A 25449-nucleotide genomic window follows, 5' to 3' on the forward strand; every position below is an offset into this window, starting at 1 on the left:
CGCCCTCGTAGAGCCGAGCCGTGCTCGACACTCCGGGAAAGAGCCGTCGAGCATGGCTCGACGCTACAGATTCAATACCCCGCCGCAGTGAACGCATCCAGCACCGCATCGCGCAGTGCATCGGGCAATGCCTCGATGTCCATCGCGCGGTCATCCAGATGCAGGCTCGGGTCCAGGCTGCTGGCACGGCCCTGGGCCAGCGCCTGCAGCCACAGCAGCACGCAGATCACGAACTCGCGCTCATGGCCCAGCCGCAGTTGGCTGGCGCCGCGCTCGATCACCTCGAACGGGTACCACTCCTGGGCGTCGTTGAAGGTGCCGCCCTGCTGTAGCACCGCCTGCAGTTGCTGCAGATGGCGCGGGGCGTCATCGCCGGCATCGCACAGCGCGGCGATCCAGGTCAGTTCGGCCGGGCTGGCGGACAACGCCAACGACCGCGCCGGTGGGGCGGATGCAACTGCAGCCAGACCTTCCATGTGGGGCCTCGTTCAGTACCTACCGCTGCGGACTCCCCCGCAGCCAGAGCTTCGATGCGTGACCGTAAGGCCGATGTGAATGCCGCGCCCCCTTGTCAGCCACGCCTGCCAGCGCCATATGTACCAAGCTGCCCGCCCGCCGGGCCCGTTCCCTGGAGATCTGCCGTGACCGTTGCCAACCCCCTGCTCGATTTTTCCGGCCTGCCGCGCTTCGAGGCCATCCGCCCCGAGCACGTGGCACCGGCGTTGGATGTGCTGCTGGCCGAGGCCGAAGCCGCCGTCAGCGCGGCCGAGCAGGTGCAGCCGGTGCGCTGGGAGACCTTCGTGGCCCCGCTGGATGACGCCACCGAGCGCCTGTGGCGCGCCTGGGGCCTGGTCGGCCACCTGCAGGGCGTGGTCAACACCCCGGAACTGCGTGAGGCCTACAACAGCAACCTGCCGCGGGTGACCCGCTTCGCCAGTGCGCTGGGCCAGAACCTGGCGCTGTACCGCCAGTACCAGGCACTGGCCGCCAGCGCGGAGGCCGCGGGCTTCGACGAGGCCCAGCGCAAGGTGCTGGACAACACGCTGCGTGACTTCCGCCTTGGCGGTGCCGAGCTGGCGCCCGAGGCACAGCAGCGCTTCGCGGCGATCAAGGAGGAACTGTCGGCGCTGTCGGCGAAGTTCTCGCAGAACGTGCTCGATGCTACCGATGCGTGGTCGCTGATCATCGAGGACGAAGCGCGACTGAAGGGGCTGCCGGAGGACGTGAAGGCAGCCGCGCACGCTGCGGCGGAAAAGGAGGGCAAGAGCGGCTGGAAGCTGACCCTGCAGATGCCGTGCTACCTGCCGGTGCAGACCTGGGCCGAAGATCGCGACCTGCGCGAGATTCTGTACCGTGCCAGCGCGCAGCGTGCGTCCGAATTCGGCGACGATGCGCTGGACAACAGCGGCAACATCGACCGCATCCTCGCCCTTCGCGCGGAGCTGGCCGCACTGCTCGGCTTCGGTTCGTATGGTGACTATTCGGTGGCCACCAAGATGGCGCAGGACCCGGCCGAGGTGCTCGGCTTCCTGCGCGACCTGGCCTCGCGCGCCAAACCGTTTGCGGCCAAGGACCGCGCCGAGCTGGAGCAGTTTGCACGCGAACAGCTCGGCATCGACAGCCTGCAGGCCTGGGACCTGGCGTTCGCCGCCGATCGCCTGAAGCAGGCGCGCTACAGCTATTCAGAGCAGGAAGTGAAGCAATATTTCACCGAACCGAAGGTGCTGGGCGGCCTGTTCTCGGTGATCGAGCAGCTGTACGGCCTGCGCGTGCAGGAGGACAGCGCGCCGGTGTGGCACGAAGATGTGCGCTTCTTCCGCCTGGTCGATGCGCAGGGCGCGCTGGTTGGCCAGTTCTACCTGGACTTGTACGCGCGCGAAGGCAAGCGCGGTGGCGCGTGGATGGACGATTGCCGCAACCGTCGCGTGCGTGGGGATGGCAGCGTGCAGACGCCGCTGGTCTACCTGGTGTGCAACTTCGGCCGTGGTGCCAACGGCAAGCCGGCGACCTTCAGCCACAACGAAGTAACCACGTTGTTCCATGAGATGGGCCACGGCCTGCACCAGCTGCTGACCCGCATCGGCGAACTGGGTGTGGCCGGCATCAACGGCGTGGAATGGGACGCGGTGGAGCTGCCCAGCCAGTTCATGGAGAACTTCTGCTGGGAATGGGACCACCTGCAGGGCATGACCGCGCATGTTGAAACGGGTGAGCCACTGCCGCGCGCGCTGTACGAGCGCATGCTGGCCGCGCGCAATTTCCACAGCGGCATGGCCACGGTGCGCCAGCTGGAGTTCGGCCTGTTCGACATGCTGCTGCACAGCCAGTTCGAACCGGCGCAGGACAGCGTGCTGGCACTGCTCGACCGCGTGCGTGCGGAAGTGGCAGTGAACCACCCGCCGGTCTGGAACCGCTTCCCGCACCAGTTCAGCCATATCTTCGCCGGCGGTTACGCCGCGGGTTACTACAGCTACAAGTGGGCCGAGGTGCTCAGCGCCGATGCCTACGCCGCATTCGAGGAAGCGCCGCAGGCACTGGCTGAAACCGGTGCACGCTTCCGCGATGAGATCCTGTCGCGTGGTGGCAGCCGCCCGGCGGCGGAGAACTTCAAGGCCTTCCGCGGCCGCGCGCCGCAGATTGACGCGCTGCTGCGCCACTCGGGCATGGCGTAAACCCAACGATCATCCACGCATGGCGTGGATCTACCGGAATGTTCGGACATGGCGTAACGCCTTGGTAGGTGCCAACCTTGGTTGGCGAAAAGCCCAGGCCAACCAAGGTTGGCCTCTACCGGGCGTCGCGCCTTGGGGTCATTCGGCGTAGATCATCTTCCGGGTCATGCCGCCGTCGACGATGAAGTCCTGGCCGGTGGTGAAACCGGACAGTGACGACAGCAGGTACACCGCCAGTGCACCGATGTCTTCGGGGCGACCGACCCGGCCGACCGGGTGTTGCGCCTGGTCGATGGCCGAGTACTCTGGCTCAAGGCGCCGTGAGGGTGCCTGCCACGCAGTGGTGCCGATCCAGCCGGGACTGATGCTGTTCACCCGCACCGCCGGGCCGGCGCTGATCGCCAGTGCATGGGTGAAGGCCACCAGCCCACCCTTGGCCGCGGCATAGGCTTCGCTGTGTGCTTCGGATTGCCAGGCGCGGGTGGAGGCGATGTTGATGATCGCACCGGCGGCGCTGTTAGTCAGCGCGGGCAACGCGTGCTTGCTGCACAGGAAGGCGCCGTGCAGCGAGGACAGCCGGCGCTGCCACTCGTCCCAGTCCATGTCCTGCAGCAGCGTGCCGTGCGGGCCGGCGATCCCCGCGTTGTTGACCAGCCCGTCGATGCGGCCGAAACGCTGCTGGGCCACGGCGATGAAGTCGCGCACGCTGGCTTCGTCGGTGATGTCCAGGCGCTGGAACGCGGCGTCATCACCACGCTGCCATTCCGCCAGACACGCCTCGCCGGCCTCCTCATCCAGGTCGCCGATCAGCACGCGTCCGCCGGCACCGAGCACGGCCTGGGCGATGCCACGGCCGATGCCGTTGGCGCCGCCGGTGACCAGCACCGCCTTGCCCGACAGCGGCGCGGCCGGCCATGTGGCAATCGGCGGCACCGTGCTCACGTCAGGTCTTCGCCACGCAGGCGGCGATGCCAGCCGTCCACACCGATGCGGTCCAGCGTCTGGATGTTGCGCTCGATGATCACGTCCGGGTCCGGATAGACATCCACCGCGCGCGCCACGCTGTCTTCGCGCAGCAGGTGCAGGGTGGGGAAGGGCGCGCGGTTGGTGTAGTTGCTGGCGTCGTCCGCGGCCACGCCGTCGAACTGATAGTCCGGGTGGAAGCTGGCCACCTGCAGGATGCCCTGCAGGTCCAGCGCTTCGATCGCCGCGTCGGCGTTATCGAGGAAATCGTTGTAGTCGAGGAAGTCGGTCAGCACCTGTGGGTGCACGATCAGGGTGGTGTCGACCTGCTCGGCGGGTGTGTCACGCAGCAGCACCAGTTCCTCGGCCAGCTGTTCAACCAGGGCTTCCGGCGTGGTCGCATCGCTGAGCACGATGCGGACCTGGTCCTTCACGTACACCGCTTTGGCGAACGGGCACAGGTTCAGGCCGATGACGATGCGCTCCAGCCACAGGCGGGTGGCGGCGATCGGGTCATCGGTGGGCAGGTGGGAATCGGTCATGGCGGGCACGTCGGCTGGCGGTGCCGCCATTGTAGGCAGTGTGCCGGTGCTGCGCTGTCCACTGTGCAGGAACTGGACAGAGGCGAAGCTGGAAATCCCCGAAGATTCAAACTGTTGCGCGCTACCGATGGATGGCCGATTGCCAGCCCGGGGCGACGGGCGTGGAATGGATGCACGACACAGGAGGACACCCATGACTGCATCTTCCCCGTGGCTGCCGGACGCCCTCTGGGCCGGCGCCTTCTTTGATGGCCACTGGCAGGCTGCCCCGCAACGGCACCCGGTGATTGAACCGGCCACCGGCCAGGAGCTGGGCGAGATCGGCCTGGCCGACCCGGCGCAGGTCGCGCGTTCGGCAGCCGCCGCGGCACAGGCGCAGCAGGCATGGGCGGCGGCGCCCTACGAACAGCGCGCCGAGGTGCTGCGCAAGGCTGCGCGGCTGGCCGAGGAGAACATCGACACCCTCATCGACTGGTTGGTCCGCGAAAGCGGCTCGACCCGCCTCAAGGCCGGCTTCGAGGCCAAGGTGACGATCAAGGCGCTGCATGAAGCCGCCGCACTGCCGTCGCGCAGCGTGGGCGAGATCCTGCCCTCCGAACCGGGCCGGCTGAACCTGGCACGGCGCAGGCCGCTGGGCGTGGTCGGGGTCATCTCGCCGTTCAACTTCCCGCTCTACCTGGCGATGCGCGCGGTGGCCCCGGCGATCGCGCTGGGCAACGCTGTGGTCCTCAAGCCGGACCCGCGTACGGCAGTGTGTGGTGGCGCGGTGATCGCACGCCTGTTCGAGCAGGCGGGCCTTCCGGCAGGCGTGCTGCACATGCTGCCCGGCGATGGCGCGGCCGGGGCTACACTGACCAGTGACCCGCACGTGGCGATGATCCAGTTCACCGGTTCCACCGCCGCCGGGCGCAAGGTCGGCGAAGCGGCGGGCAAGCACCTGAAAAAGGTTTCGCTGGAGCTGGGTGGCAAGAATTCGTTGATCATCCTGGACGATGCGGACCTGGACCTGGCGGTGGCCAACACCGCGTGGGGCGTCTACCTGCACCAGGGCCAGATCTGCATGGCGACCGGGCGCGTGCTGGTGCACCGGAAGATCCACGACACGTTCCTGCAGAAACTGGTGGCCAAGGCCAACGCGCTGAAGGTAGGCGACCCGGCACGTGAGGACGTGGCGATCGGCCCGCTGATCAATGCCGGCCAGCGCGACCATGCCGCACGCGTGGTCGAGCAGGCGGTGCAGGCCGGTGCCACGCTGGAAGCGGGCGGCTCGCACCGGGAGCTGTTCTTCGCACCCACCGTGCTCGGCAACGTTGCGGCCGACAATCCGGCCTTCAGCGAGGAGATCTTCGCGCCGGTGGCGGTGGTGGTGCCGTTCGACGATGACGACGAAGCCGTGCGCCTGGCCAACGACAGCGAGTACGGGCTGTCGATGGCGATCGTGTCCAGCAACGTCGGCCGCGCGCTGAAGATCGGCGAGCGCCTGCGTACCGGTCTGCTGCACATCAACGACCAGACCGTGAATGACGAGGTGATCAACCCCTTCGGCGGCGTCGGCGCGTCCGGCAACGGCACCAGCATCGGTGGCCCGGCCAATGGCGAGGAGTTCACCCAGTGGCAGTGGTTGACCGTCAAGGGCGAAGCGCCCGCATACCCGATCTGATCGAAGGAGCCATCACGATGAACGACAACAACGCAACGCGTGAGATCACCGCCGCCGTGGTACGCGGCAAGGAGCAGCCCTTCGTCATCGAGCAGGCGACGCTGCGCGGTCCGCAGGACGACGAGGTGCTGGTGAAGGTGGTGGCCACCGGCCTGTGCCATACCGACCTGATCGTGCGCGATCAGTACTATCCGGTGCCGCTGCCGGCGGTGCTGGGCCATGAGGGGGCGGGCATCGTCGAATCGGTTGGCCCGAACGTGCGCGACCTCAAGGCGGGGGATCACGTGGTGCTGACCTACGGCGCCTGTGGTCACTGCAATCCCTGCCGGGGTGGACACGGTGCCTACTGCAGGGATTTCTTCGCCCTGAACTTCGGTGGCGATGATGGCCACGGACGTACCGCGATCACCGATGCGCAGGGCCAGCCGCTGCACGATCATTTCTTCGCCCAGTCCTCGTTTGCCACCTACGCGCTGGCCCGCGAGATCAATGCGATCAAGGTGCCTGATGACGCACCACTGGAACTGCTGGGCCCGCTGGGGTGCGGCATCCAGACCGGTGCCGGTGCGGTGCTCAACTCGCTGCAGGTGCGGTCGGGCAGCAGCTTTGCAAGCTATGGTGCCGGTGCGGTGGGCCTGAGCGCGGTGATGGCGGCCAAGGTGGCCGGGGCCACCACCATCATTGCCATCGACGTGGTGCCTTCGCGCCTGGAGCTTGCTCTGGAGCTGGGGGCCACCCACGTGGTCAACAGCCGGGAGACCGATGTGGTCGAGGCGGTGCGTGCGATCACGGGTGGGGGTGCTGACTTCGCGCTGGAATCGACCGGTCGTCCGGACGTGCTGTCCGCTGGCGTCGAGGCGCTGGGTGGGCTGGGCATGATGGGCGTGGTGGGCGCGCCGAAACTGGGCACGACGGCCAGCTTCGATGTGAACAACCTGCTGCTCGGCGGTCGCAGCATCCGCGGCATCGTCGAGGGCGACAGTGTGCCGCAGGTGTTCATTCCGCAGTTGGTGACCCTGTTCCAGCAGGGACGCTTCCCGTTCGACAAGCTGGTGAAGTTCTATCCGCTGGAACAGATCAACCAGGCCGCAGAAGACAGTACCCGTGGCATTACCCTGAAGCCGGTGCTGCGCATCGCGGCGTAGTTTCCCCTGTTGGTAGTGCCGGACGCCGGCCGGCCCGGGGGCGGATCCGTTTTCCAGGAGAAAACGGCTCTGCCCCCTTAGTTTGAACGCGTCTTGAAACGGAAACGCTCCGTTGCCGAGACGTAACATGGCGTTGCCGCTGGCGGGTGTACGCTGCGTCCATGATGGCCACGACAGTCGGGCAGCAACAACTGGTGGCGGCACGTGCCGCCTTCGCCGACGGCGATGCGCGCTCATTGGGCGTGTTGCCGCTGCCGCTGCAGCAGTCATGGCTGCGTTCGCGCGCGGCGGGCCTGCAGCCGGGGCAGGAGCCGGACTATCGGCCGCTGCTGGGCGATGGCCGCCATCTGTCCCATCCCGATGACCGGCGCCTGGCGCGTTGCGTGCAGCCGGAGCTGGAACAGCTTTGGGCGGCCTTCGGTGGGCGTGGCTGGACGATGTTCTGCGCCAACCGCGATGGCATGGTGATCGCGCAGCAGGCCCACGGGCTGGAAGATGCTCCCTTGCTGCGGCCGATCCAGGTCGGGCGACAGCTGGGCGAGACCGAGATCGGCACCACCGCGCCAGCGGTCAGCCTGGCCGACGATGTGCCGGCACTGGTGCGCGGCAACGAACACTACCTGCAGCGGTTCGCGCCGGTGTTCTGCCTGAGCGAGCCACTGCACGATCTCGACGGTCGGGTCTGCGGAGTGATCGACATCACCGGTCTTGGCGAGCGCGATCCCGCCCTGCTGCAGGGCTATTTCCGGCAGGCTGCGCTGGCCAGCGAAAACCGCTTGTTCCACAGCCTTACCGACGTGCACCTGCTGGCCGTGCAACATGATCCGCGCTGGCTGGCGTCACCGCTGCAGGGGCTGCTGGCGGTGCAGGAGGATGGCCAGCTGCGTGCAGCCAACCGCGTTGCACGGCGCCTGCTGGGCCTGCCACGGCGCGGGCCGTTGCCGCTGCTGGGTCTGGAAGCGCTGTTTGCTGGTGCCAGTGCGGCGCAACGGCGTCGGCTGCTGCAACCGGGCGCAGCGCATCGGGTCCGGCTGGGCGAGGGCAGTGCGGTCTACCTGCAGCGTCTGCAGGGGCCGCGAGGCGCGGCGCACCGGTCTACTGTGCGGAGCACCCCGGCAGATCCAGGCGCGCCGCGGCTGCGTGACCAGCAGCGTGAGGCCGCGCGCCGCGCGGCCCAGGCCGCTGACGGCAACCTCAGCCTGGCCGCACGCCAGTTGGGAATCTCGCGCACCACGCTGTACAAGCTGCTGCGCGATTGACCGCGTAGTCCACCGGGCAGGGCCCGGCGGGGGCATCAGTCGCGGAAGTTGTTGAACTGCAGCGGCAGTTCGAACTTGCCGGCCTTGAGCACGGCGATGGCGTCCTGCAGGTCATCGCGCTTCTTGCCCTGCACGCGCAGCTTGTCGCCGTTGATCTGGCTTTCCACCTTCAGCTTGGCGTCCTTCAGTGCCGCCGCGATCTTCTTGGCGATCTTCTGCTCGATGCCCTGCTTGACGGTGATTTTCTGCCGGGCCTGGGCCAGGTTGGTTTCGATGTCGCCGAACTCCAGGCTGAGCACGTCGATGCCGCGCGCGGCCAGGCGGGCGCGCAGGATGTCGTTCATCTGCTTGAGCTGGAACTCGGTCGGCGCCGTCTGGTTGATCACATCGCCATCGCGCTCGAACTTGGCGTCCACGCCCTTGAAGTCGAAGCGGGTGGCCAGTTCGCGGTTGGCCTGGTCGATGGCGTTGGTCAGCTCGTGGGTGTCGACTTCGGACACGACGTCGAAGGAAGGCATGGGCGATGCTCCGCAGGATTCAGTGGTGGCCATTCTATCGCGAGGGCCCGCATGCCCGCTTTCTGTAGAGTCGAGCCATGCTCGACTGCTCTTCACAAGGCAGTCGAGCATGGCTCGACTCTACAGAAGGGCGGCAGTCGAGCAAGCTCGACTCTACAATCCGGTGCGGTCGGCGATAATGGGCCATGAACGTGCAACGCTCCCCTTCGCGTGCGGTGGCCTGGATGGTCGCTGCGGTCGCCTGTTTCTCGCTGATGGACGCTGGCATGAAGCAGCTGTCGGCCAGCTATCCGACCCTGGAAGTGACCTTCCTGCGCGGCGCGGCCTCGTTGCCGTTCGTGCTGGTCTGGGTGCTGGCCAGCGCCGGCCCGCGCTCGCTGATCCCGCGTCGCTGGGGGCTGCACCTGCTGCGTGGCGCGCTGGGCATGGCGATGATCGGCTGCTTCGTGTTCGCCCTGCGCGACCTGCCGCTGTCCACCGCCTACACCATCTATTTCGTCGCCCCGCTGCTGATCGCCGCATTGTCGGTGCCGCTGCTGGGCGAGCGGGTCGGGCCACGGCGCTGGGTGGCCATCGGCATCGGCCTGGTCGGCGTGCTGGTGGTGCTGCGGCCGGGTGTGGACGGTTTCATCTCGGTGCCCGGCCTGATGGTGCTGGCCGCCGCCACCGCCTATGCCGTGGCGGCGATCACGGTCAGCCTGCTCACCCGCACCGATACCTCGCAGTCGATGGTGGTCTGGTTCCTGGTGATCATGGCCATCGGCGCCGGCCTGCTGGCCCTTCCCGGCTGGGTGCCGCTGCAGCTGGCGCATGCGCCGCTGATCGCCGGCATGGGCCTGGCCGGCGCGCTCGGCCAGATCGCCCTGACCAAGGCGTTCCAGCTGGGCGAGGCCTCGATGATCGCGCCGCTGGAGTACAGCGGCCTGGTCTGGGTGATCGGCTGGGATCTGGCCTTCTGGGGCCAGCTGCCAGACAGCTATACCTGGGTGGGTGCGGCGATCATCGTCGCCTCGGGGCTGTACCTGCTGCACCGTGAGCGGGTGAACCGGCAGGAGCCGCCGAAGCCGCTGGACCATCCCTGAGTCGGTTTGGCCGGGGAATGGGGTCAGAGCCCCTGCGGGGATCCGACCCCGGGGTCGGATCCCCGCAGGGGCTCTGACCCCAGCCAACGTGTCGGTGCGGGCGCCTTAGAACCAAAAGGAATAACATTCTGGCCCATGGCGCGGGCGCGCGACCGCCTGCGCTGGTAGGCTGCACGCCCCCTTCCGTCACCCAGCCGGTGAGCCACGCCCGTGATCGAGTTCCAGCGCCTGCACAAATCCTATGCCGTTGCCGGCCGCGAAGTCAGCGCGCTGCAGCCGCTGGACCTGACCATCGAGGCCGGTGAGGTATTCGGCATCATCGGCCACTCCGGCGCCGGCAAGTCGACTCTGATCCGCATGATCAACCGTCTGGAAGAACCCAGCGGTGGCCGGCTGCTGATCGGTGGCGAGGATGTCACCGCACTGGACGCGGATGGCCTGCGCGCGTTGCGCCGGCGAATCGGCATGATCTTCCAGCACTTCAACCTGCTGTCGTCGCGCACGGTGGCCGGCAATGTCGCCTTCCCGCTGGAGCTGGCCGGCACGCCGAAGGCGGAGATCGACGCGCGCGTGGCCGAGTTGCTGCAGACCGTGGGCCTGGAGGCGCATGCGCAGAAGTACCCCGCACAGCTTTCCGGTGGCCAGAAGCAGCGCGTCGGCATCGCCCGTGCGCTGGCGACACGCCCGCAGATCCTGTTGTGCGACGAGGCCACCAGTGCGCTGGACCCGCAGACCACCGCCTCGGTGTTGTCGCTGTTGTCGAAGATCAATCGCGAGCTCGGCCTGACGATCGTGCTGATCACCCACGAGATGGACGTGATCCGCCGCGTCTGCGACCGCGTCGCCGTCCTCGATGCCGGCCAGATGGTCGAGACCGGGCCGGTCACCCGGGTGTTCCTGCACCCGCAGCACCCGACCACGCGCCGTTTCGTCAGCGAATCGGAGCACGTGGATGAAGGCGCGCTGCACCGTGATTTCGATGCCGTCGGTGGCCGCATCGTGCGCCTGACCTTCCTCGGCGGAGACACCTACGAACCCCTCCTCGGCAGCGTCGCGCGGGAGACCGGTGTCGATTACAACATCCTGTCCGGCCGTATCGACCGGATCAAGGACACCCCGTATGGCCAGCTGGTTGTCGCCCTGGTGGGCGGTGACCAGTCCGCCGCGCAGGCCGCGTTCGTGGCCGCCGGCGTGCACGTTGAGGAACTGCGTCGATGATCATCGCCACTGCCGGCGGTTTCTTCCGCCACCTGGATGCGGGCAAGTGGGCCGACATCGGCCAGGCCACCATCGACACCCTGCTGATGCTGCTCGGTTCGCTGCCGCTGACCCTGGCCATCGGCCTGCCGCTGGGCGTGCTGCTGTACCTGTTCGGCGCACCGCAGATGAAGCGCCGTCCGTTCGCCTATGGCGTGCTGGCGCTGGTGGTGAACCTGCTGCGCTCGGTGCCTTTCATCATCCTGATGATCGTGCTGATTCCGGTCACCCTGTTCCTGATGGGGACGTCGCTGGGCGTGCGTGGTGCGATCGTGCCACTGGTGATCGGCGCAGCGCCGTTCTACGCGCGCCTGGTCGAGACCGCGCTGCGCGAAGTGGACCGTGGCGTGATCGAGGCCACCCAGGCGATGGGCGCCACCACCTGGCAGCTGGTCACCCGCGTGCTGCTGCCGGAAGCGCGTCCTGGCCTGATCGCCGGTGCGACGGTCACCACCGTGGCCCTGATCGGCTTCACCGCGATGGGCGGCGCGATTGGTTCCGGCGGCCTTGGTGACCTGGCGTTCCGCGATGGCTACCAGCGTTCGCACACCGACGTGGCCCTGGTTACCGTGGTCCTGCTGTTGGTCCTGGTGCAGCTGCTGCAGATGCTCGGCGACCGCCTGGTCGCGCATTACAGCCGCAAATGACGAGGCGCCGGGGCGCTGCCCCGGCGTCGCCCGGTGCATCGCGGCAGCCGGCCAGCGGCCGGCTCTACCCCATTGCCTGGAAATGGTAGTGCCGGCCGCTGGCCGGCAATTCCACCTGCAATCAACGCACGTTCGGTACTTCGTAGCCCAGCTTGCCGACCTGCTCCGGGTGCTGCGGCACGCGCTTGAGCTTGTCGGTGTTCACGCCGTACTCGTCGCGCAGTCGCTCTGCGAGCTCCTTGTACAGGGCTTTGTCCATGTCCGGCGTACGAGAGAAGATCCAGGCCATTTCACGGCCGGGATAGCCGATCAGCGCCCACGAATAGTCCGGGGCCACTTCCAGTACCCGCGAATGGGTGGGCACCACGCGGTAGAACCAGGTGCGCCAGCCGTGGTTGCCGCTGTCCGGGTCGACGCTGGCACGCGCGCGGACTTCCTGCAGCGGTTCGCCGAAGCCATCGCGGTAGCGGTAGGTGATGCCGACCTTGTGCGCGTCGCGGAGCTCATACTCGTTGACGCTGGCCACATGGCCCCGTTCGATGAAGTTCGGCACGCGGCCGATCACGTACCAGGTGCCCATGAAACGCTTCAGGTCGATCGGCGCATCCGGGTCGGCGGCGCGCGGAGCGCTGGCACGGGGCGACGGCGGCTCACTGGCGGCCACGGCGGGGCCCGCCAGGGACAGGGCCAGCAGCACGGCGCAGAGCGGGCGGATCGAAGTCATGCGGGAGCGGGCTCCAGTGGGCTTGCACGCGCATGGTCGACTGTGTGCACGCGATCCGTCAATGGTGTCGCAACCTGTGAGAAGGGCCTTGCCCATGCTGTGTTGCATTGTCCACCGGAGAAGCCCCATGAACGCACGTTCCGTCCGCCGCCCTGCAACTGAACGCGTCATTCTCGAGCGTGCCGACCCCCGCCTGCTGCGCAGCGTGCAGCAGCTGGCCCTGGCCGGCGTGGCACTGGTACTGGTCTGGCCGGCCGCGCGCGGCAGCAGTGCCTGGCTGGGTTGGCTGCCGATGTGGCTGGTGGGCATGCCGCTGGTGGCCTGGTGGGCGTTGCTGCGCTTCCCGTTGCCGCACCTGTCGTGGCTGCGGCTGGCGCGTCGTACCGGTGGACAGGCGCGTCGCCGTAGCGGCGGGGCGGTGCGAGGCCGTCGCGGCTCGACCGCCGCGGCCTGACCTTCGACACGGGGGCGGCCGCGGCGATCCATGCTAGCGTTCCACGGCTTATGACTGCCTGGAGCTGCAATGTCTCGACTCGCTTCCGCCTGCCTGCTGGCCGGCATGATGACCGCTGCCTCGGTGGGGACCGCCGTGGCCGCTGAAGACACCGATCGCTACGCCTGGCTCGAAGACGTCACCGGCGACAAGCCGCTGACCTGGGTCAAGGAACAGAACGCCAAGTCCGAGGCGCGCCTGGCGCAGACCCCGGCCTTCAAGCAGATGGAGACCAGCATCCGCGAGGTGCTCGACTCCGATGCCAAGATCCCCGGCGTGCAGAAGATCGGCGACTACTACTACAACTTCTGGAAGGACCAGCAGCACGAGCGCGGCCTGTGGCGGCGCACCACCTTGGCCGAATACCGCAAGGCCTCGCCGCAGTGGGAGACCGTGCTCGACCTGGATGCGCTGAACAAGGCCGAGGGTGAGAACTGGGTCTGGCACGGTGCCGACTGCCTGCGCCCGGACTACAGCCGCTGCCTGATCGCGCTGTCGCGTGGCGGCGCCGACGCCGACGTCACCCGCGAATTCGACCTGGCCAACAAGACCTGGATCAAGGACGGCTTCTTCCGTCCGGAGTCGAAGGGCGGCCTCAACTGGATCGACCGCGACACGGTGTTCGTCTACACCGACTTCGGTGCCGGCACGATGACCACGTCGGGCTATCCGCGCGTGGCCAAACTGTGGAAGCGCGGCACGCCGATGGCCTCGGCCACCGTGGTGTATGAAGGCAAGCCGGAAGACATGTACATCGCGGCGATGCACGATGACACCCCGGGCTTCGAGCGCAACCTGGTCAGCCGCACGCTGGCGTTCTACAACAACGAGCTCTACCTGCGTGGCGACGACGGCACGCTGACCAAGATCGACGCGCCGAACTCGGCCGAGAAGGGCCTGCACAAGCAGTGGCTGACCCTGGAACTGCGCGATCCGTGGACCGTGGGCGGCAAGACCTACGCGTCCGGTTCGCTGCTGGCGACGAAGCTGGACGACTTCCTGGCCGGCAAGCGCGACTTCGAGGTGCTGTTCACCCCGACCGCGACCACCTCGCTGGCCAGCGCCACCTGGACCAAGAGCCACCTGGTGCTGAACGTGCTGGATGACGTCAAGAACCGCCTGTCGGTGCTGACCCCGGGCGCCAATGGCTGGCAGACCAGCCGCTTCGTCGGCGCGCCGGCCTTCGGCACGCTGGGCGTGGCTGCGGTGGACAGCAACGACAGCGACGCGGTGTGGCTGACCGCCACCGACTACCTCACCCCGACCACCCTGGCCCTGGCCGAGATCGGGCAGGCGCCGGAAACGCTGAAGACCATGCCGGCCTTCTTCGATGCCAAGGGCAAGGTGATCGAGCAGCACTTCGCCACCAGCAAGGACGGCACCCGCGTGCCGTACTTCGTGGTGCATGACAAGGCGATGAAGCTGGACGGCTCCAACCCGACCCTGCTGTACGGCTATGGTGGCTTCGAGATCTCGCTGACCCCGAGCTATTCCGGTGGCATGGGCCGCGCCTGGCTGGAGAAGGGCGGCGTGTACGTGGTTGCCAACATCCGTGGCGGCGGCGAGTACGGCCCGCGTTGGCACCAGGCAGCGCTGAAGCAGAACCGCCACAAGGCCTACGAAGACATGGCCGCCGTGGCGCGGGATCTGGTCAAGCGCAAGATCACCACCGCCAAGCACCTGGGCGTGCAGGGCGGCAGCAACGGTGGCCTGCTGACCGGCAACATGTTGACCCAGTATCCGGAACTGTTCGGTGCAGTGGTCGTGCAGGTGCCTCTGCTGGACATGAAGCGCTACAGCCACCTGCTGGCCGGCGCGTCGTGGATGGCCGAATACGGCAACCCGGACACCAGCGACTGGGAGTTCATCAAGACCTTCTCGCCGTACCACCTGTTCGACGCGAAGAAGAAGTACCCGCCGGTGCTGTTCACCACCTCCACCCGCGATGACCGCGTGCACCCGGGCCATGCCCGCAAGATGGCGGCGAAGATGATCGACGCCGGCAAGGACGTGACCTACTACGAGAACATCGAAGGTGGCCACGGCGGCGCAGCCAACAATGCGCAGGCCGCGCACATGTCGGCGCTGGCCTACAGCTTCCTGTGGGAGCGGTTGGGCGGTAAGTAAGCAGAACGGAAAACGCCGCCCCAGGGCGGCGTTTTTCATTACCGGTAGTGCCGGCCGCTGGCCGGCAACTGCATCATTCACGCATTCCCGGGTTGCCGGCCAGCGGCCGGCACGACCGTCAACGTGATCCTTGCCAACGCTTCAACCCGCGCGCGATCCGCGCCACCGCCTCCTGCAATCGCGGCACTTCCTGGGTGTAGGCCAGGCGCACATGCTGGTTGGCGCGATGGAAGCCGAAATCCAGCCCCGGGGTGAACGCCACGTGCTCGGTTTCCAGGAAATGGGCACAGAAGGCCTGTGCGTCGTCGGTGAACGCGCTGACGTCGGCGTACAGGTAGAACGCACCCTGCGGCTCGACTTCGATACGGAAGCCCAGTTCACGCAGTGCCGGCAGCAGGAAATCACGGCGCTGGCGGAACGCATCACGGCGCTGTTCGAAGATCGCCATCGATTCCTCGCTGAAGCAGGCCAGTGCGGCGTGCTGGGCGATGCTTGAGGCGCTGATGTACAGGTTCTGCGCCAGCTTCTCCAGGTCCGGTACCGCGGCCGGTGGGGCCACCAGCCAGCCCAGCCGCCAGCCGGTCATGCCGAAATACTTGGAGAAGCTGTTCAGCACGAACGCGCTGTCATCCACCTGCAGCACGCTGGGTGCATCCAGGCCGTAGGTCAGGCCGTGGTAGATCTCGTCCACCACCAGGTGGCCACCGCGCGCGTGCAGGGCCTGCGACAGGGCGGCCAGTTCGTCGGCGGACAGCACGGTGCCGGTCGGATTGGCGGGGGAGGCGACCAGTGCGCCGACGCTGTCGGCATTCCAGTGCTGTTCCACCAGCGACGGTGTGAGCTGGTAGGCGGTGTCCGGGCCGACCGGCACCAGTTGCGCGCCGCCTTCAACGAGGCGCAGGAAATGGCGGTTGCAGGGGTAGCCGGGGTCGGCCAGCAGCCAGTGGCGGCCCGGATCGACCAGCAGGCTGCTGGCCAGCAGCAGCGCACCGGAGCCGCCGGGAGTGACCAGGATGCGTTCGGGGTCGATGTCCAGCCCGTAGTGGCTGCGATAGAAGCCGCTGATCGCCTGGCGCAGGGCCGGCAGGCCACGTGCGGCGGTGTAGCGGGTATGGCCGGCGGCCAATGCGGCCTGGCCGGCCCGCACGACCGGTTCGGCCGTGGTGAAGTCCGGTTCGCCGATTTCCAGGTGGATCACATCGTGGCCCGCCTGTTCCAGCGCCTGCGCGCGGGCCAGCAGGGACATTACGTGGAACGGAGCGATTTCATGGCTGCGCCGGCTGTAGCCCGGCGTGTGGGGCAGGGTACTCATGTGCCCATGGTACGCCGGCCGGCACGACCCATGACGATCCGCAGGGTTGCCGCATTGCCGGGATTGGGGTCAGATCCTTTTTCGGGAAAAGGGATCTGACCCCGCCGAAGACCATTGCATTGATGCGCCTGGAGCCTTATCTCATGAAATCCACCCTCTGCCTGTTGCTTGCCAGCCTGATGACCACCACTGCTACCGCCGCCACGCCGCCCGTTCCGCCGGATGCCGCCAAGCATCCGCATGTGGTCAAGGCGCCGTTCGGCGCGACCCGCAACGACGACTATTACTGGCTGCGCGACGACAAGCGCGAGAACAAGGACATGCTGGCCTACCTGCAGGCCGAGAATGCCTACGCCGACCAGCTGCTGGCGCCGCTGAAGCCGCTGGAAGACACCCTGTACAAGGAAATCGTCGGCCGCATCAAGCAGGACGATTCCAGTGTGCCGGCGCGCGAGCGCGGCTACTGGTACTACAGCCGCTTCGAGACCGGCCAGGACTACCCGATCCACGCACGCCGCAAGGGCGGCATGGATGCCGCCGAGGAAATCCTGCTGGACGTCAACACGATGGCCGCCGGCAAGGGCTACTTCAGCGTTGGCTCGATGGAGGTCAGCCAGGACAACCAGCTGCTGGCCTGGGCCGATGATGATGTCGGCCGCCGCCAGTACGCCATCCGCTTCAAGGACCTGGCCACCGGCAAGGTGCTGCCCGATGTGATCACCGGCAGCTCCGGTGACCTGGTCTGGGCCGACGACAACCGCACCGTGCTGTACGTCGAGAACGATCCGGAAACGCTGTTGACCGTGCGCGTGAAGAAGCACGTGCTGGGCACCCCGGCCAGCGCCGACACCGTCGTCTACGAAGAGAAGGACGACAGCTTCTACATGGGTATCGGCCGTACCCGCGATGATCGCTTCATCACCATCGGCGTGCACAGCACCGTGTCCTCGGAAGAGCGCTACGCGCCGGCCAGCGACCCGACCACGTTCACCGTACTGGCGCCGCGCCAGCGCGATGTGGAGTACGACGCTGACCACTACGATGGTCGCTGGGTGATCCGCACCAACGACGGTGCGAAGAACTTCAAGCTGGTCACCGCACCGACCGATGCGACCTCGCGCGCACAGTGGAAGGACTGGATCGCGCACGACGATGCGGTGTTCATCGAAGGCTTCGAGCTGTTCGATGCGTACACCGCCATCGCCGAACGTTCCGAGGGCCTGGAGCGCATCCGCCTGCTGTTCAAGGATGGCCGCAGCGACTACGTGAAGGCCGATGAGCCGGCGTATTCGATGGGCCTGGGCGACAACACCGAGGCCGATACGCCGTGGCTGCGCTACGTCTACACCTCGATGACCACCCCCACCACCGTGTTCGAGCTGAACACCGCCACCGGTGAGCGCCGCCAGCTGAAGGTGCAGCCGGTGATCGGCTATGACGCGTCGAAGTACGAGACCGACCGCGTCTGGATCACCGCACGCGATGGCGTGAAGGTGCCGGTGTCGCTGGTCTACCGCAAGGGCTACCAGAAGGATGGCAAGGGTGCGTTGTTCCAGTACGCCTACGGCAGCTACGGCATGTCGATGGATCCGTACTTCAACCAGACCGCAGTGAGCCTGCTCGACCGTGGCGTGGTCTATGCCATCGCCCACATCCGCGGCGGCCAGGAGATGGGCCGCGACTGGTACGAGAACGGCAAGCTGCTGCACAAGCAGAACACTTTCAACGACTTCATCGACGTCACCCGTGGCCTGGTGGCGCAGGGCTGGGCGGCGAAGGATCGCGTTGCCTCCTCGGGTGGCAGCGCCGGTGGCCTGCTGATGGGCGCGGTGGCCAACCAGGCGCCGCAGGATTACCGGGTGATGGTGGCGCAGGTACCGTTCGTCGACGTGGTCACCACCATGCTCGACCCGACCATTCCGCTGACCACCAACGAGTACGACGAGTGGGGCAACCCGGAGCAGAAGCCGTACTACGACTACATGCTGTCCTACTCGCCTTACGACAACGTCAGGAAGCAGGCCTATCCGGCGCTGTTCGTGGGTACTGGCCTGTGGGATTCGCAGGTGCAGTACTGGGAGCCGGCCAAGTGGGTGGCCAAGCTGCGTGACGACAACACCGGCCACTACCCGATCCTGTTCCGCACCAACATGGAAGCCGGCCACGGTGGCAAGTCGGGTCGCTTCCAGCGCTACCGCGAGCTGTCCGAGTCGTATGCGTTCGTGCTGCAGCAGCTGGGCATCGCCCAACCGTAAGGGCACAGGGGGGCCGGGCGTTGCCTGGCACCCCGAACCGGTATCCTTGCGGCCATGAACCCGCCTGAACCCCCCGCACCCCGCGATGCTGCCACGCCACCGCGCGTGGTGCGTTTCCGCTGGGCGTGGTGGCTGCTGGCGTATGTCAGCCTCGGTACCGGCATCGTTGGCATCTTCGTTCCGGGCCTGCCGACTACCGTATTCATCCTGATTTCCGCGTGGGCTGCGTCGCGGGGTTCCGAGCGTCTGCATACCTGGCTGCTGCAGCATCCGCGCTTCGGCCCGGCCATCGCCAACTGGCAGGCGCACGGTGCGGTCAGCCGCTACGGCAAGTGGATGGCGACGATCACCATGGCGGTGTGCGCCGGCATCATGCTGTGGTGCGTGCCGATCGCCTGGGTGAAGTGGTTCTCGATCGGCAGCATGACCGTGGTGGCGATCTGGCTGTGGACGCGGCCGCTGCCACCGCCCGCGGATTGAGCGCCTGCGGTAGTGCCGGCCGCTGGCCGGCAACCCGAGCCCCTGCACCAACCGCTCAGCCGCCAATGGCTATACTCGGGGCATGAAGATCCCCCATCGAAACGCCATCCTGATTCCGCTGGCAGCGGCCTCGCTGCTGCTCCTCGCCGCCTGCGGCAACAAGGGCCCGCTGGTACTGCCGCAGAAGCCGGTGCCGGTGGAAGAAACCGTCGAGCCCGCTGCCGAGCCCGCCACCGAGGCGACCCCGGCGGAGACCCAGGGCAGCGGCACCCCGGCCACGACCGTGGAGCCGGCCGCACCGACCACCCAGCCGGCGCCTGCGCCGGCAAAGAAGGTGGGCGGCGGGAATGAGTAAGGCCGGTTCCAAGGCCCTGCGCTTCAGCAAGATGCACGGCGCGGGCAATGATTTCGTAGTGATCGACCTGCGTGACGGTACGTCGCCGCCCACGCCTGAACTGGCCGCGCGCCTGGCCGACCGCCACACCGGCGTCGGCTGCGACCAGATCCTGACCATCGAAGCGCCGCGTGCGGAAGGCTCGGTGGCTTCGTACCGCATCTGGAATGCCGACGGTTCCAACTCCGAACAGTGCGGCAATGGCGCGCGCTGCATCGCGGCCTGGCTGGTGCGCGAAGGCAGTGCGCAGGGCGATGCATTCGTCATCGACAGCCCGTTGGCCAGCCACGAAGTGAAGGTGCTGGGCGAGGGGCAGTTCGCGGTAACCATGGGCGTGCCCGCGTTCGAGCCGACCAACGTGCCGCTGATGGGCTTTGCCCACGCACGCGAGGAATACCTGCTGCCGTTGCAGGGCGAGAGCGTACGTTTCGCTGCGGTGTCGATGGGCAACCCGCATGCGGTGATCGAAGTGGGCCTGATCGATGCGGCCCCGGTCGAGCGCGTCGGTTCGCTGCTGCAGCAGCATGCGTCGTTCCCGCGCTCGGTGAACGTGGGCTTCGCCCAGGTGATGAGCCCCGCGCATGCACGCCTGCGGGTGTTCGAGCGCGGCGTCGGTGAAACCCTGGCCTGCGGCAGCGGTGCCTGTGCCGCCGCGGTGACCCTGATGCAGCGTGGCCGCCTGCAGCGCGATGCGCGCATCAGCCTGCCCGGTGGCGACCTGCGCATCCAGTGGCCGGGCGATGGCCAGCCGGTGGTGATGGCCGGCCCGACTGCATTCGTCTTCGAAGGGGAGTGGATCGCATGACCGAAACCGTCGACAAGCTCGGGGCCCATGAAGTCGCTGCCTGGTTGCGGCGCCATCCCGGCTTCCTCAAGCAGTTCCCGGACCTGGCCCTGACCCTGGTGGTGCCACGCGATGACGGCCCGACCGCATCGCTGGCCAGCTACCAGCTGGAAGTGCTGCGCGAGAAGAACCGCGAGCTGGCGCGACGGTTGGCCGATCTGGGCGCCACCGCCCAGGTCAATGAACGCCTGGCGGTGCGCACGCACCAGCTGACCCTGGCGCTGATGAAGCAGGACAACGCTGCCGATACCCTGCGTGCAATGGCGGCATCGCTGCAGGAGGATTTCGCTGGCGACCTGGTGCGATTGGTGGTGCACACACCGGTGGCCGGGCTGGAACAGGCCGACTGGCTGCAGGTGATCGCCGCGGACGATCCGCAGCTGGGCCCGTTCCGCGATTGCCTGAACGACGGCGAGCCGATCTGCGGCCGCCTGCAGCCGGAAAAGAATGCCGTGCTGTATGGCGTGCGCAGCGAAGAAGTGCAGACCACCGCGCTGCTGCCGTTGCCGGGTGTGGGCCTGATTGCCGTGGGCAGCCACGACCCGAACCGCTTCTATCCGGGCATGGGCACGCTGTTCCTGCGCATGATGGGTGACGCCCTGGTTACCGGCTTGAAGCGATTCCAGGACTGAGCAGGGCACGACGACGATGAGCGCGGTACAGGCCTTCCTGCAGCACCTGCAGGTGGAGCGGCGGATGTCGGCACATACGCTCGACGCCTACCGCCGCGACCTGGACGCGCTGTCGGCCTGGGCCGAGCCACGCGGTGTTGCGGTGGAGGCACTCGATGCCGAGGCGCTGCGTCAGTTCGTCGCCGATGAGCACCGGCGTGGCCTGTCGGCCAAGAGCCTGCAGCGCCGCTTGTCGGCGTGCCGCAGCTTCTACGCCTGGCTGTTGAAGCATGGACGCATCGAGGTCAGCCCGGCGGCGACGCTGAAGGCGCCACGCGCACCGCGCCGGTTGCCGCAGGTGCTCGATGCCGACGAAGCCGTGCAGCTGGTCGAGCTGGAGCCGGAAGGTGAACTCGGCCGCCGTGATCGCGCACTGCTGGAACTGTTCTATTCCTCCGGCCTGCGCCTGAGCGAAGTCTGCGCGCTGACCTGGCGCGACCTGGATTTCGACAGCGGCCTGGTGAACGTGCTGGGCAAGGGCAACCGCCAGCGCCGCGTGCCGTTCGGCCGGCCGGCGCGCGAAGCGCTGCAGGCGTGGCGTGCGGAAAGTGGCGGCGGCCCGGCCTCGCCGGTGTTTCCCGGCCGCAACGGGCCGATCAGCCAGCGCGCGGTGCAGATCCGCATCCGCCAGCTGGCGCAGCGCCAGGGCCTGTTCAAGCACGTGCATCCGCACATGCTGCGGCACAGTTTCGCCAGCCACATCCTGGAATCGTCCGGCGACCTGCGCGGTGTGCAGGAGCTGCTTGGCCATGCCGACATCGCCACCACCCAGATCTACACCCACCTCGATTTCCAGCACCTGGCCAAGGTCTACGACGCCGCGCATCCACGTGCGAAGCGCCGCAGCAGGGACGACAAGGCTGAATAGCCCGCCCTTGATCTGGATCAGGGCAGGGCGGGCGCTACCGGCGCATCGTGGCCGCAGGCCACGAGGACACTGCCACCATGGCGAAGCCCATTCCGCTGCACCCCAGGCATCCCGAGCGCATCTGCTGGGGCTGCGACCGCTATTGCGCGGCCGACGCGCTGGCCTGCGGCAATGGTTCCGGCCGCACCCAGCACCCGATCGAGACGCAGGGCGAAGACTGGTACCTCGCCTGGGGCATCGAGCCGAATCCGGATCGGCCTTCGCAGGCCAAGCGCTGAACGGCAGGCGTTCCACGTTCGGGCGGCGGGGTCCGCGCGCATTGCGATGCGCTCGTTAAAAGGGCGCCCTCTTCCCATGGGGCGCCACCAAGCGCTGAACGGCAGCCATCCGCACAGGCTTGATCGTACCCGGCGCTGTCCCCATGTCCCGGGAACAGCTATCGGAGGCCGCATGGACCCCAGTCAGAATCCCAACGTTTTCCACGCCACCACCATCGTCTGCGTCCGTCGCGGCGAGCACGTGGCCATTGCCGGCGACGGCCAGGTCACGCTGGGCCACACCGTGATGAAGGGCAATGCGCGCAAGGTGCGCCGCCTCGGTCGTGACGGCCAGGTGCTGGCCGGCTTCGCCGGTGCCGCCGCCGATGCCTTCACCCTGTTCGAGCTGTTCGAGGCCAAGCTGGAAAAGCACGGCCAGCTGCAGCGCGCTGCGGTCGAGCTGGCCAAGGATTGGCGCACCGAGCGCCGCCTCGGCAAGCTTGAAGCCCTGCTGGCGGTGGCCGACAAGGAAACCTCGCTGATCATCAGCGGCACCGGCGATGTGATCGAGCCGGAGGACGGCATCATCGCCATCGGTTCCGGTGGTTCCTATGCACTGTCGGCCGCGCGCGCGCTGATGGCGCACACCGAACTGGATGCGCGCACCATCGCCAGCGAAGCGATCGGCATTGCCGGCGACATCTGCATCTACACCAACCGCAACGTGGTGGTCGAGGAGCTGTGAGGGTCGTGCCGGCCGCTGGCCAGCAACCTCATGATCCCCCCCACGCGTGCCTGGTTGCCGGCCAGCAGCCGGCACTACCGACACTGAATTCGTGAGCACATCCATGTCGAAGATCGAAGTTTCCTCCGCCACCATGACCCCGCGCGAGATCGTGCAGGAACTGGACCGGCATATCGTGGGCCAGCACGACGCCAAGCGCGCCGTGGCCATTGCCCTGCGCAACCGCTGGCGCCGCATGCAGCTGGTGCCCGAGCTGCGCAATGAAGTGATGCCGAAGAACATCCTGATGATCGGCCCGACCGGCGTCGGCAAGACCGAGATCGCGCGTCGCCTGGCCACCCTGGCCAACGCACCGTTCGTGAAGGTTGAAGCGACCCGCTTCACGGAAGTCGGCTACGTCGGCAAGGACGTCGAGCAGATCATCCGCGACCTGGCCGATACCGCTGTGAAGCTCTATCGCGAGCAGGCCAAGGTGCGCGTGCGTACCCAGGCCGAAGAACGCGCCGAAGACCGCATCCTCGATGCGCTGCTGCCGCGCCGCAGCGGTGGCATCGGCTTCGATCCGGAAGTCGCCCGCAACGAACCGTCGGCGCAGGACAACGAGACCCGCATCAAGTTCCGCAAGATGCTGCGCAACGGTGAGCTGGACGAGCGCGAGATCGAACTCGACCTGGCCGCCAATGTCAGCATGGACATCATGACCCCGCCGGGCATGGAGGAAATGGGCCAGCAGCTGAAGTCGATGTTCGCCAACCTCGGCGGCGGCGCCAAGGCGCACAAGCGCACGCTGACCATCAAGGCCGCGCGTCCGCTGCTGATCGAGGAAGAGGCCGGCAAGCTGGTCAACGAGGACGACATCCGCACCGCGGCGATCGAGGCCTGCGAGCAGCACGGCATCGTCTTCATCGACGAGATCGACAAGGTCGCCAAGCGTGGTGACAACGTGGGTGGTGGCGACGTGTCGCGCGAAGGCGTGCAGCGCGACCTGCTGCCGCTGGTGGAGGGCTCCAACGTGTCGACCAAGTACGGCACGATCAAGACCGACCACATCCTGTTCATTGCTTCGGGTGCGTTCCACCTGGCCAAGCCGAGCGATCTGATTCCGGAGCTGCAGGGCCGCTTCCCGATCCGCGTTGAACTGGGTGCGCTGAGCAAGGGTGATTTCGTGCGTATCCTGACCGAGCCGAAGGCCGCGCTGACCAAGCAGTACGAAGCACTGCTGGCCACCGAGGGCGTCAAGGTCAGCTTCACCGCCGATGCCATTGATCGTCTGGCCGAGATCGCCTTCCAGGTGAACGAGCGCCAGGAGAACATCGGTGCCCGTCGCCTGCACACCGTACTGGAGCGCCTGCTGGATTCGCTCAGCTACGAGGCACCGGACCGCGACGGCGAGACCCTGGCCATCGACAGTGCTTATGTCGATGCGCATCTGGGTGAGCTGGTGCAGGATCCGGACCTGAGCCGCTACATCCTGTAATGCCTGACGCTGCAAAGCATGAGGCCGCCGAAAGGCGGCCTTTTTGCTGGTGGTCAGTGCGGATGTCTGACGCGGTAGGCCTGCAGCACCTGGTCGATCACCGCACTGGTGCGGGCGGCGCTGATGCCGTTCGACGGCGAGTGACCCCAGCCACGCAACTCATCGACCATGGTAGCGATCAACGGCTGCTGGATCGACGGCGGGTTCGGGATATCGAACGTCTGCATACCGGCTTCGGTTTCCAGTACCACTGGAACATCCTCGAAGGTGGCAAAGCGCAGTTGTCCGCGATCGCCGGTGATCTCGATCTCATCCTGGCGGCGGAACGCGCAGAAGCTCCATTGCGCGATGCCGTGCACCCCCGTCCCGGTGCGGAAGCACATCGAGACGCTGTCCTCAGCGGCATAGGCGCCGGTCAACGAGCTGGCCAGGCCGCGCACATCGCTCAGCGGTCCCAGCAGATGATCCAGCAGGTCCAGGGTGTGCGAGCCCAGATCGACGAACAGCCCGCCGCCAGCGATCGCCGGGTTGGTCCGCCAGAAGTCCGGCGATGCAGCGTTCGCCGAATGCGGCCGGTGCAGGGTGGCGCGCACGCTGCGCGGTGTGCCGATCGCGCCGCTGTCCAGTAGCTGCTTCACCTGCGCGAAGCGGGGCAGGGCGCGGCGGTAGTAGGCCACGAACACCGGCACGCCGCTGCGGGCGCTGGCTTCAATGATGCGCTGGCACTCGTCGTGATCCATGGCCATCGGCTTTTCGATGTAGACCGGCTTGCCCGCGGCAATCGCCTGCAATGCGTAGTGCATGTGCGTGGAGGGCGGCGTCGCAACGTAGATCGCGTTCACTTCCGGGTCGGCGATGAGTGCATCGGCGTCCGCGTACCAGCGGGGAATCGCATGGCGCCGCGCATAATCCTCGGCCAATGCCGCATTGCGGCGCATGACCGCGGCCACCCGTGAGCCCGGCGTGTTGGCCAGGGCCGGCCCGCTCTTCTTCTCGGTGACGCTGCCACAGCCGATGAAGCCCCATACCACGTTGTCCAGGATCATCACGATGCGTC

25 protein-coding genes are annotated in these 25449 nt (G+C 67.2%); 18 read left to right on the forward strand and 7 right to left on the reverse strand.

Going from position 1 to position 25449, the window contains the following annotated elements:
* Positions 1-71: 71 nt before the first annotated feature.
* On the reverse strand, positions 72-476 hold the full coding sequence (locus VPH47_RS02680) for a hypothetical protein (RefSeq protein ID WP_110713776.1): 405 nt from the start codon (positions 474-476) through the stop codon (positions 72-74).
* Between the two features lie 165 nt (positions 477-641).
* On the opposite strand from VPH47_RS02680, the gene VPH47_RS02685 reads away from it, so the two are divergent.
* Entirely contained in the window at positions 642-2672 is a 2031-nt protein-coding gene (locus tag VPH47_RS02685; protein WP_368850067.1) for a M3 family metallopeptidase, read from the forward strand.
* A gap of 138 nt (positions 2673-2810) precedes the next feature.
* Here the strand turns inward: VPH47_RS02685 and VPH47_RS02690 are convergent, their stop codons facing one another.
* Together VPH47_RS02690 and VPH47_RS02695 are read right to left on the reverse strand one after the other, a co-directional pair.
* Positions 2811-3614 (reverse strand): SDR family oxidoreductase, encoded by an 804-nt coding sequence (locus VPH47_RS02690; protein ID WP_368850068.1) that lies wholly within the window; start codon positions 3612-3614, stop codon positions 2811-2813.
* Complete coding sequence (locus tag VPH47_RS02695) at positions 3611-4177, reverse strand: DUF1415 domain-containing protein (RefSeq protein WP_368850069.1); 567 nt, start codon at positions 4175-4177, stop codon at positions 3611-3613. The genes VPH47_RS02690 and VPH47_RS02695 overlap by 4 nt, the downstream gene beginning before the upstream one ends.
* A gap of 193 nt (positions 4178-4370) precedes the next feature.
* Here VPH47_RS02695 and VPH47_RS02700 point away from each other — a divergent pair, with 193 nt between their 5' ends.
* The 3 genes from VPH47_RS02700 to VPH47_RS02710 all read left to right on the forward strand — a co-directional run bounded on the left by VPH47_RS02700 (position 4371) and on the right by VPH47_RS02710 (position 8241).
* On the forward strand, positions 4371-5837 hold the full coding sequence (locus VPH47_RS02700) for a benzaldehyde dehydrogenase (protein WP_368850070.1): 1467 nt from the start codon (positions 4371-4373) through the stop codon (positions 5835-5837).
* Positions 5838-5854: 17 nt separating this feature from the next.
* Positions 5855-6982 (forward strand): NAD(P)-dependent alcohol dehydrogenase, encoded by a 1128-nt coding sequence (locus VPH47_RS02705; protein WP_153854561.1) that lies wholly within the window; start codon positions 5855-5857, stop codon positions 6980-6982.
* A 161-nt stretch (positions 6983-7143) separates the two neighbouring features.
* Entirely contained in the window at positions 7144-8241 is a 1098-nt protein-coding gene (locus VPH47_RS02710) for a helix-turn-helix domain-containing protein (RefSeq protein ID WP_368850071.1), read from the forward strand.
* A gap of 35 nt (positions 8242-8276) precedes the next feature.
* Here VPH47_RS02710 and VPH47_RS02715 read toward each other — a convergent pair whose 3' ends face one another.
* Positions 8277-8759: a YajQ family cyclic di-GMP-binding protein gene (locus VPH47_RS02715; RefSeq protein ID WP_006471121.1), complete on the reverse strand. Its 483-nt coding sequence runs from the start codon at positions 8757-8759 to the stop codon at positions 8277-8279.
* A gap of 185 nt (positions 8760-8944) precedes the next feature.
* Here VPH47_RS02715 and VPH47_RS02720 point away from each other — a divergent pair, with 185 nt between their 5' ends.
* From VPH47_RS02720 to VPH47_RS02730, 3 genes are all read left to right on the forward strand, one after another.
* The gene (locus VPH47_RS02720; protein ID WP_110713766.1) at positions 8945-9841 is read left to right on the forward strand and encodes a DMT family transporter; all 897 of its coding nucleotides are present in this window, start codon (positions 8945-8947) and stop codon (positions 9839-9841) included.
* A gap of 210 nt (positions 9842-10051) precedes the next feature.
* Complete coding sequence (locus VPH47_RS02725) at positions 10052-11059, forward strand: methionine ABC transporter ATP-binding protein (RefSeq protein ID WP_006471119.1); 1008 nt, start codon at positions 10052-10054, stop codon at positions 11057-11059.
* Positions 11056-11745 (forward strand): methionine ABC transporter permease, encoded by a 690-nt coding sequence (locus VPH47_RS02730; protein ID WP_014038544.1) that lies wholly within the window; start codon positions 11056-11058, stop codon positions 11743-11745. The genes VPH47_RS02725 and VPH47_RS02730 overlap by 4 nt, the downstream gene beginning before the upstream one ends.
* Positions 11746-11866: 121 nt before the next feature.
* Here the strand turns inward: VPH47_RS02730 and VPH47_RS02735 are convergent, their stop codons facing one another.
* A complete protein-coding gene (locus tag VPH47_RS02735; protein WP_094001036.1) occupies positions 11867-12469 on the reverse strand; it encodes a lipocalin family protein in 603 nt (200 codons plus the stop codon).
* A 127-nt stretch (positions 12470-12596) separates the two neighbouring features.
* Here VPH47_RS02735 and VPH47_RS02740 point away from each other — a divergent pair, with 127 nt between their 5' ends.
* Both VPH47_RS02740 and VPH47_RS02745 read left to right on the forward strand, forming a co-directional pair.
* Complete coding sequence (locus tag VPH47_RS02740) at positions 12597-12923, forward strand: hypothetical protein (RefSeq protein WP_368850072.1); 327 nt, start codon at positions 12597-12599, stop codon at positions 12921-12923.
* Between the two features lie 69 nt (positions 12924-12992).
* Positions 12993-15089 (forward strand): prolyl oligopeptidase family protein, encoded by a 2097-nt coding sequence (locus tag VPH47_RS02745; protein WP_368850073.1) that lies wholly within the window; start codon positions 12993-12995, stop codon positions 15087-15089.
* Positions 15090-15207: 118 nt separating this feature from the next.
* Here VPH47_RS02745 and VPH47_RS02750 read toward each other — a convergent pair whose 3' ends face one another.
* A complete protein-coding gene (locus tag VPH47_RS02750) occupies positions 15208-16401 on the reverse strand; it encodes a pyridoxal phosphate-dependent aminotransferase (protein ID WP_071229056.1) in 1194 nt (397 codons plus the stop codon).
* A gap of 143 nt (positions 16402-16544) precedes the next feature.
* On the opposite strand from VPH47_RS02750, the gene VPH47_RS02755 reads away from it, so the two are divergent.
* The 9 genes from VPH47_RS02755 to hslU all read left to right on the forward strand — a co-directional run bounded on the left by VPH47_RS02755 (position 16545) and on the right by hslU (position 24392).
* On the forward strand, positions 16545-18656 hold the full coding sequence (locus VPH47_RS02755; protein WP_368850074.1) for a S9 family peptidase: 2112 nt from the start codon (positions 16545-16547) through the stop codon (positions 18654-18656).
* Positions 18657-18710: 54 nt separating this feature from the next.
* On the forward strand, positions 18711-19136 hold the full coding sequence (locus VPH47_RS02760) for a YbaN family protein (RefSeq protein ID WP_153854555.1): 426 nt from the start codon (positions 18711-18713) through the stop codon (positions 19134-19136).
* 82 nt (positions 19137-19218) lie between these two features.
* Complete coding sequence (locus tag VPH47_RS02765; RefSeq protein ID WP_164161500.1) at positions 19219-19491, forward strand: lipoprotein; 273 nt, start codon at positions 19219-19221, stop codon at positions 19489-19491.
* The gene (gene dapF / locus VPH47_RS02770) at positions 19484-20335 is read left to right on the forward strand and encodes a diaminopimelate epimerase (RefSeq protein WP_153854553.1); all 852 of its coding nucleotides are present in this window, start codon (positions 19484-19486) and stop codon (positions 20333-20335) included. Before VPH47_RS02765 ends, dapF begins: the two co-directional genes overlap by 8 nt.
* Complete coding sequence (locus tag VPH47_RS02775; RefSeq protein WP_153854552.1) at positions 20332-21006, forward strand: DUF484 family protein; 675 nt, start codon at positions 20332-20334, stop codon at positions 21004-21006. The genes dapF and VPH47_RS02775 overlap by 4 nt, the downstream gene beginning before the upstream one ends.
* 16 nt (positions 21007-21022) lie before the next feature.
* On the forward strand, positions 21023-21913 hold the full coding sequence (gene xerC / locus VPH47_RS02780) for a tyrosine recombinase XerC (RefSeq protein WP_164161501.1): 891 nt from the start codon (positions 21023-21025) through the stop codon (positions 21911-21913).
* Positions 21914-21990: 77 nt separating this feature from the next.
* Positions 21991-22191, forward strand: coding sequence for a DUF3079 domain-containing protein (locus VPH47_RS02785; RefSeq protein ID WP_049421394.1), 201 nt, complete (start codon positions 21991-21993; stop codon positions 22189-22191).
* Positions 22192-22363: 172 nt separating this feature from the next.
* Positions 22364-22915, forward strand: coding sequence for an ATP-dependent protease subunit HslV (hslV, locus tag VPH47_RS02790; RefSeq protein WP_005411093.1), 552 nt, complete (start codon positions 22364-22366; stop codon positions 22913-22915).
* Between the two features lie 103 nt (positions 22916-23018).
* Positions 23019-24392, forward strand: a complete 1374-nt coding sequence (gene hslU, locus VPH47_RS02795) for an ATP-dependent protease ATPase subunit HslU (protein WP_014038532.1) — start codon at positions 23019-23021, stop codon at positions 24390-24392.
* Between the two features lie 53 nt (positions 24393-24445).
* Here the strand turns inward: hslU and VPH47_RS02800 are convergent, their stop codons facing one another.
* The gene (locus tag VPH47_RS02800; protein ID WP_197612338.1) at positions 24446-25438 is read right to left on the reverse strand and encodes a Gfo/Idh/MocA family protein; all 993 of its coding nucleotides are present in this window, start codon (positions 25436-25438) and stop codon (positions 24446-24448) included.
* Between the last annotated feature and the right edge of the window lie 11 nt (positions 25439-25449).

Origin of the sequence: Stenotrophomonas sp. WED208, from assembly GCF_040984485.1 — a bacterium.
GTDB classification, from domain to species: domain Bacteria; phylum Pseudomonadota; class Gammaproteobacteria; order Xanthomonadales; family Xanthomonadaceae; genus Stenotrophomonas; species Stenotrophomonas riyadhensis.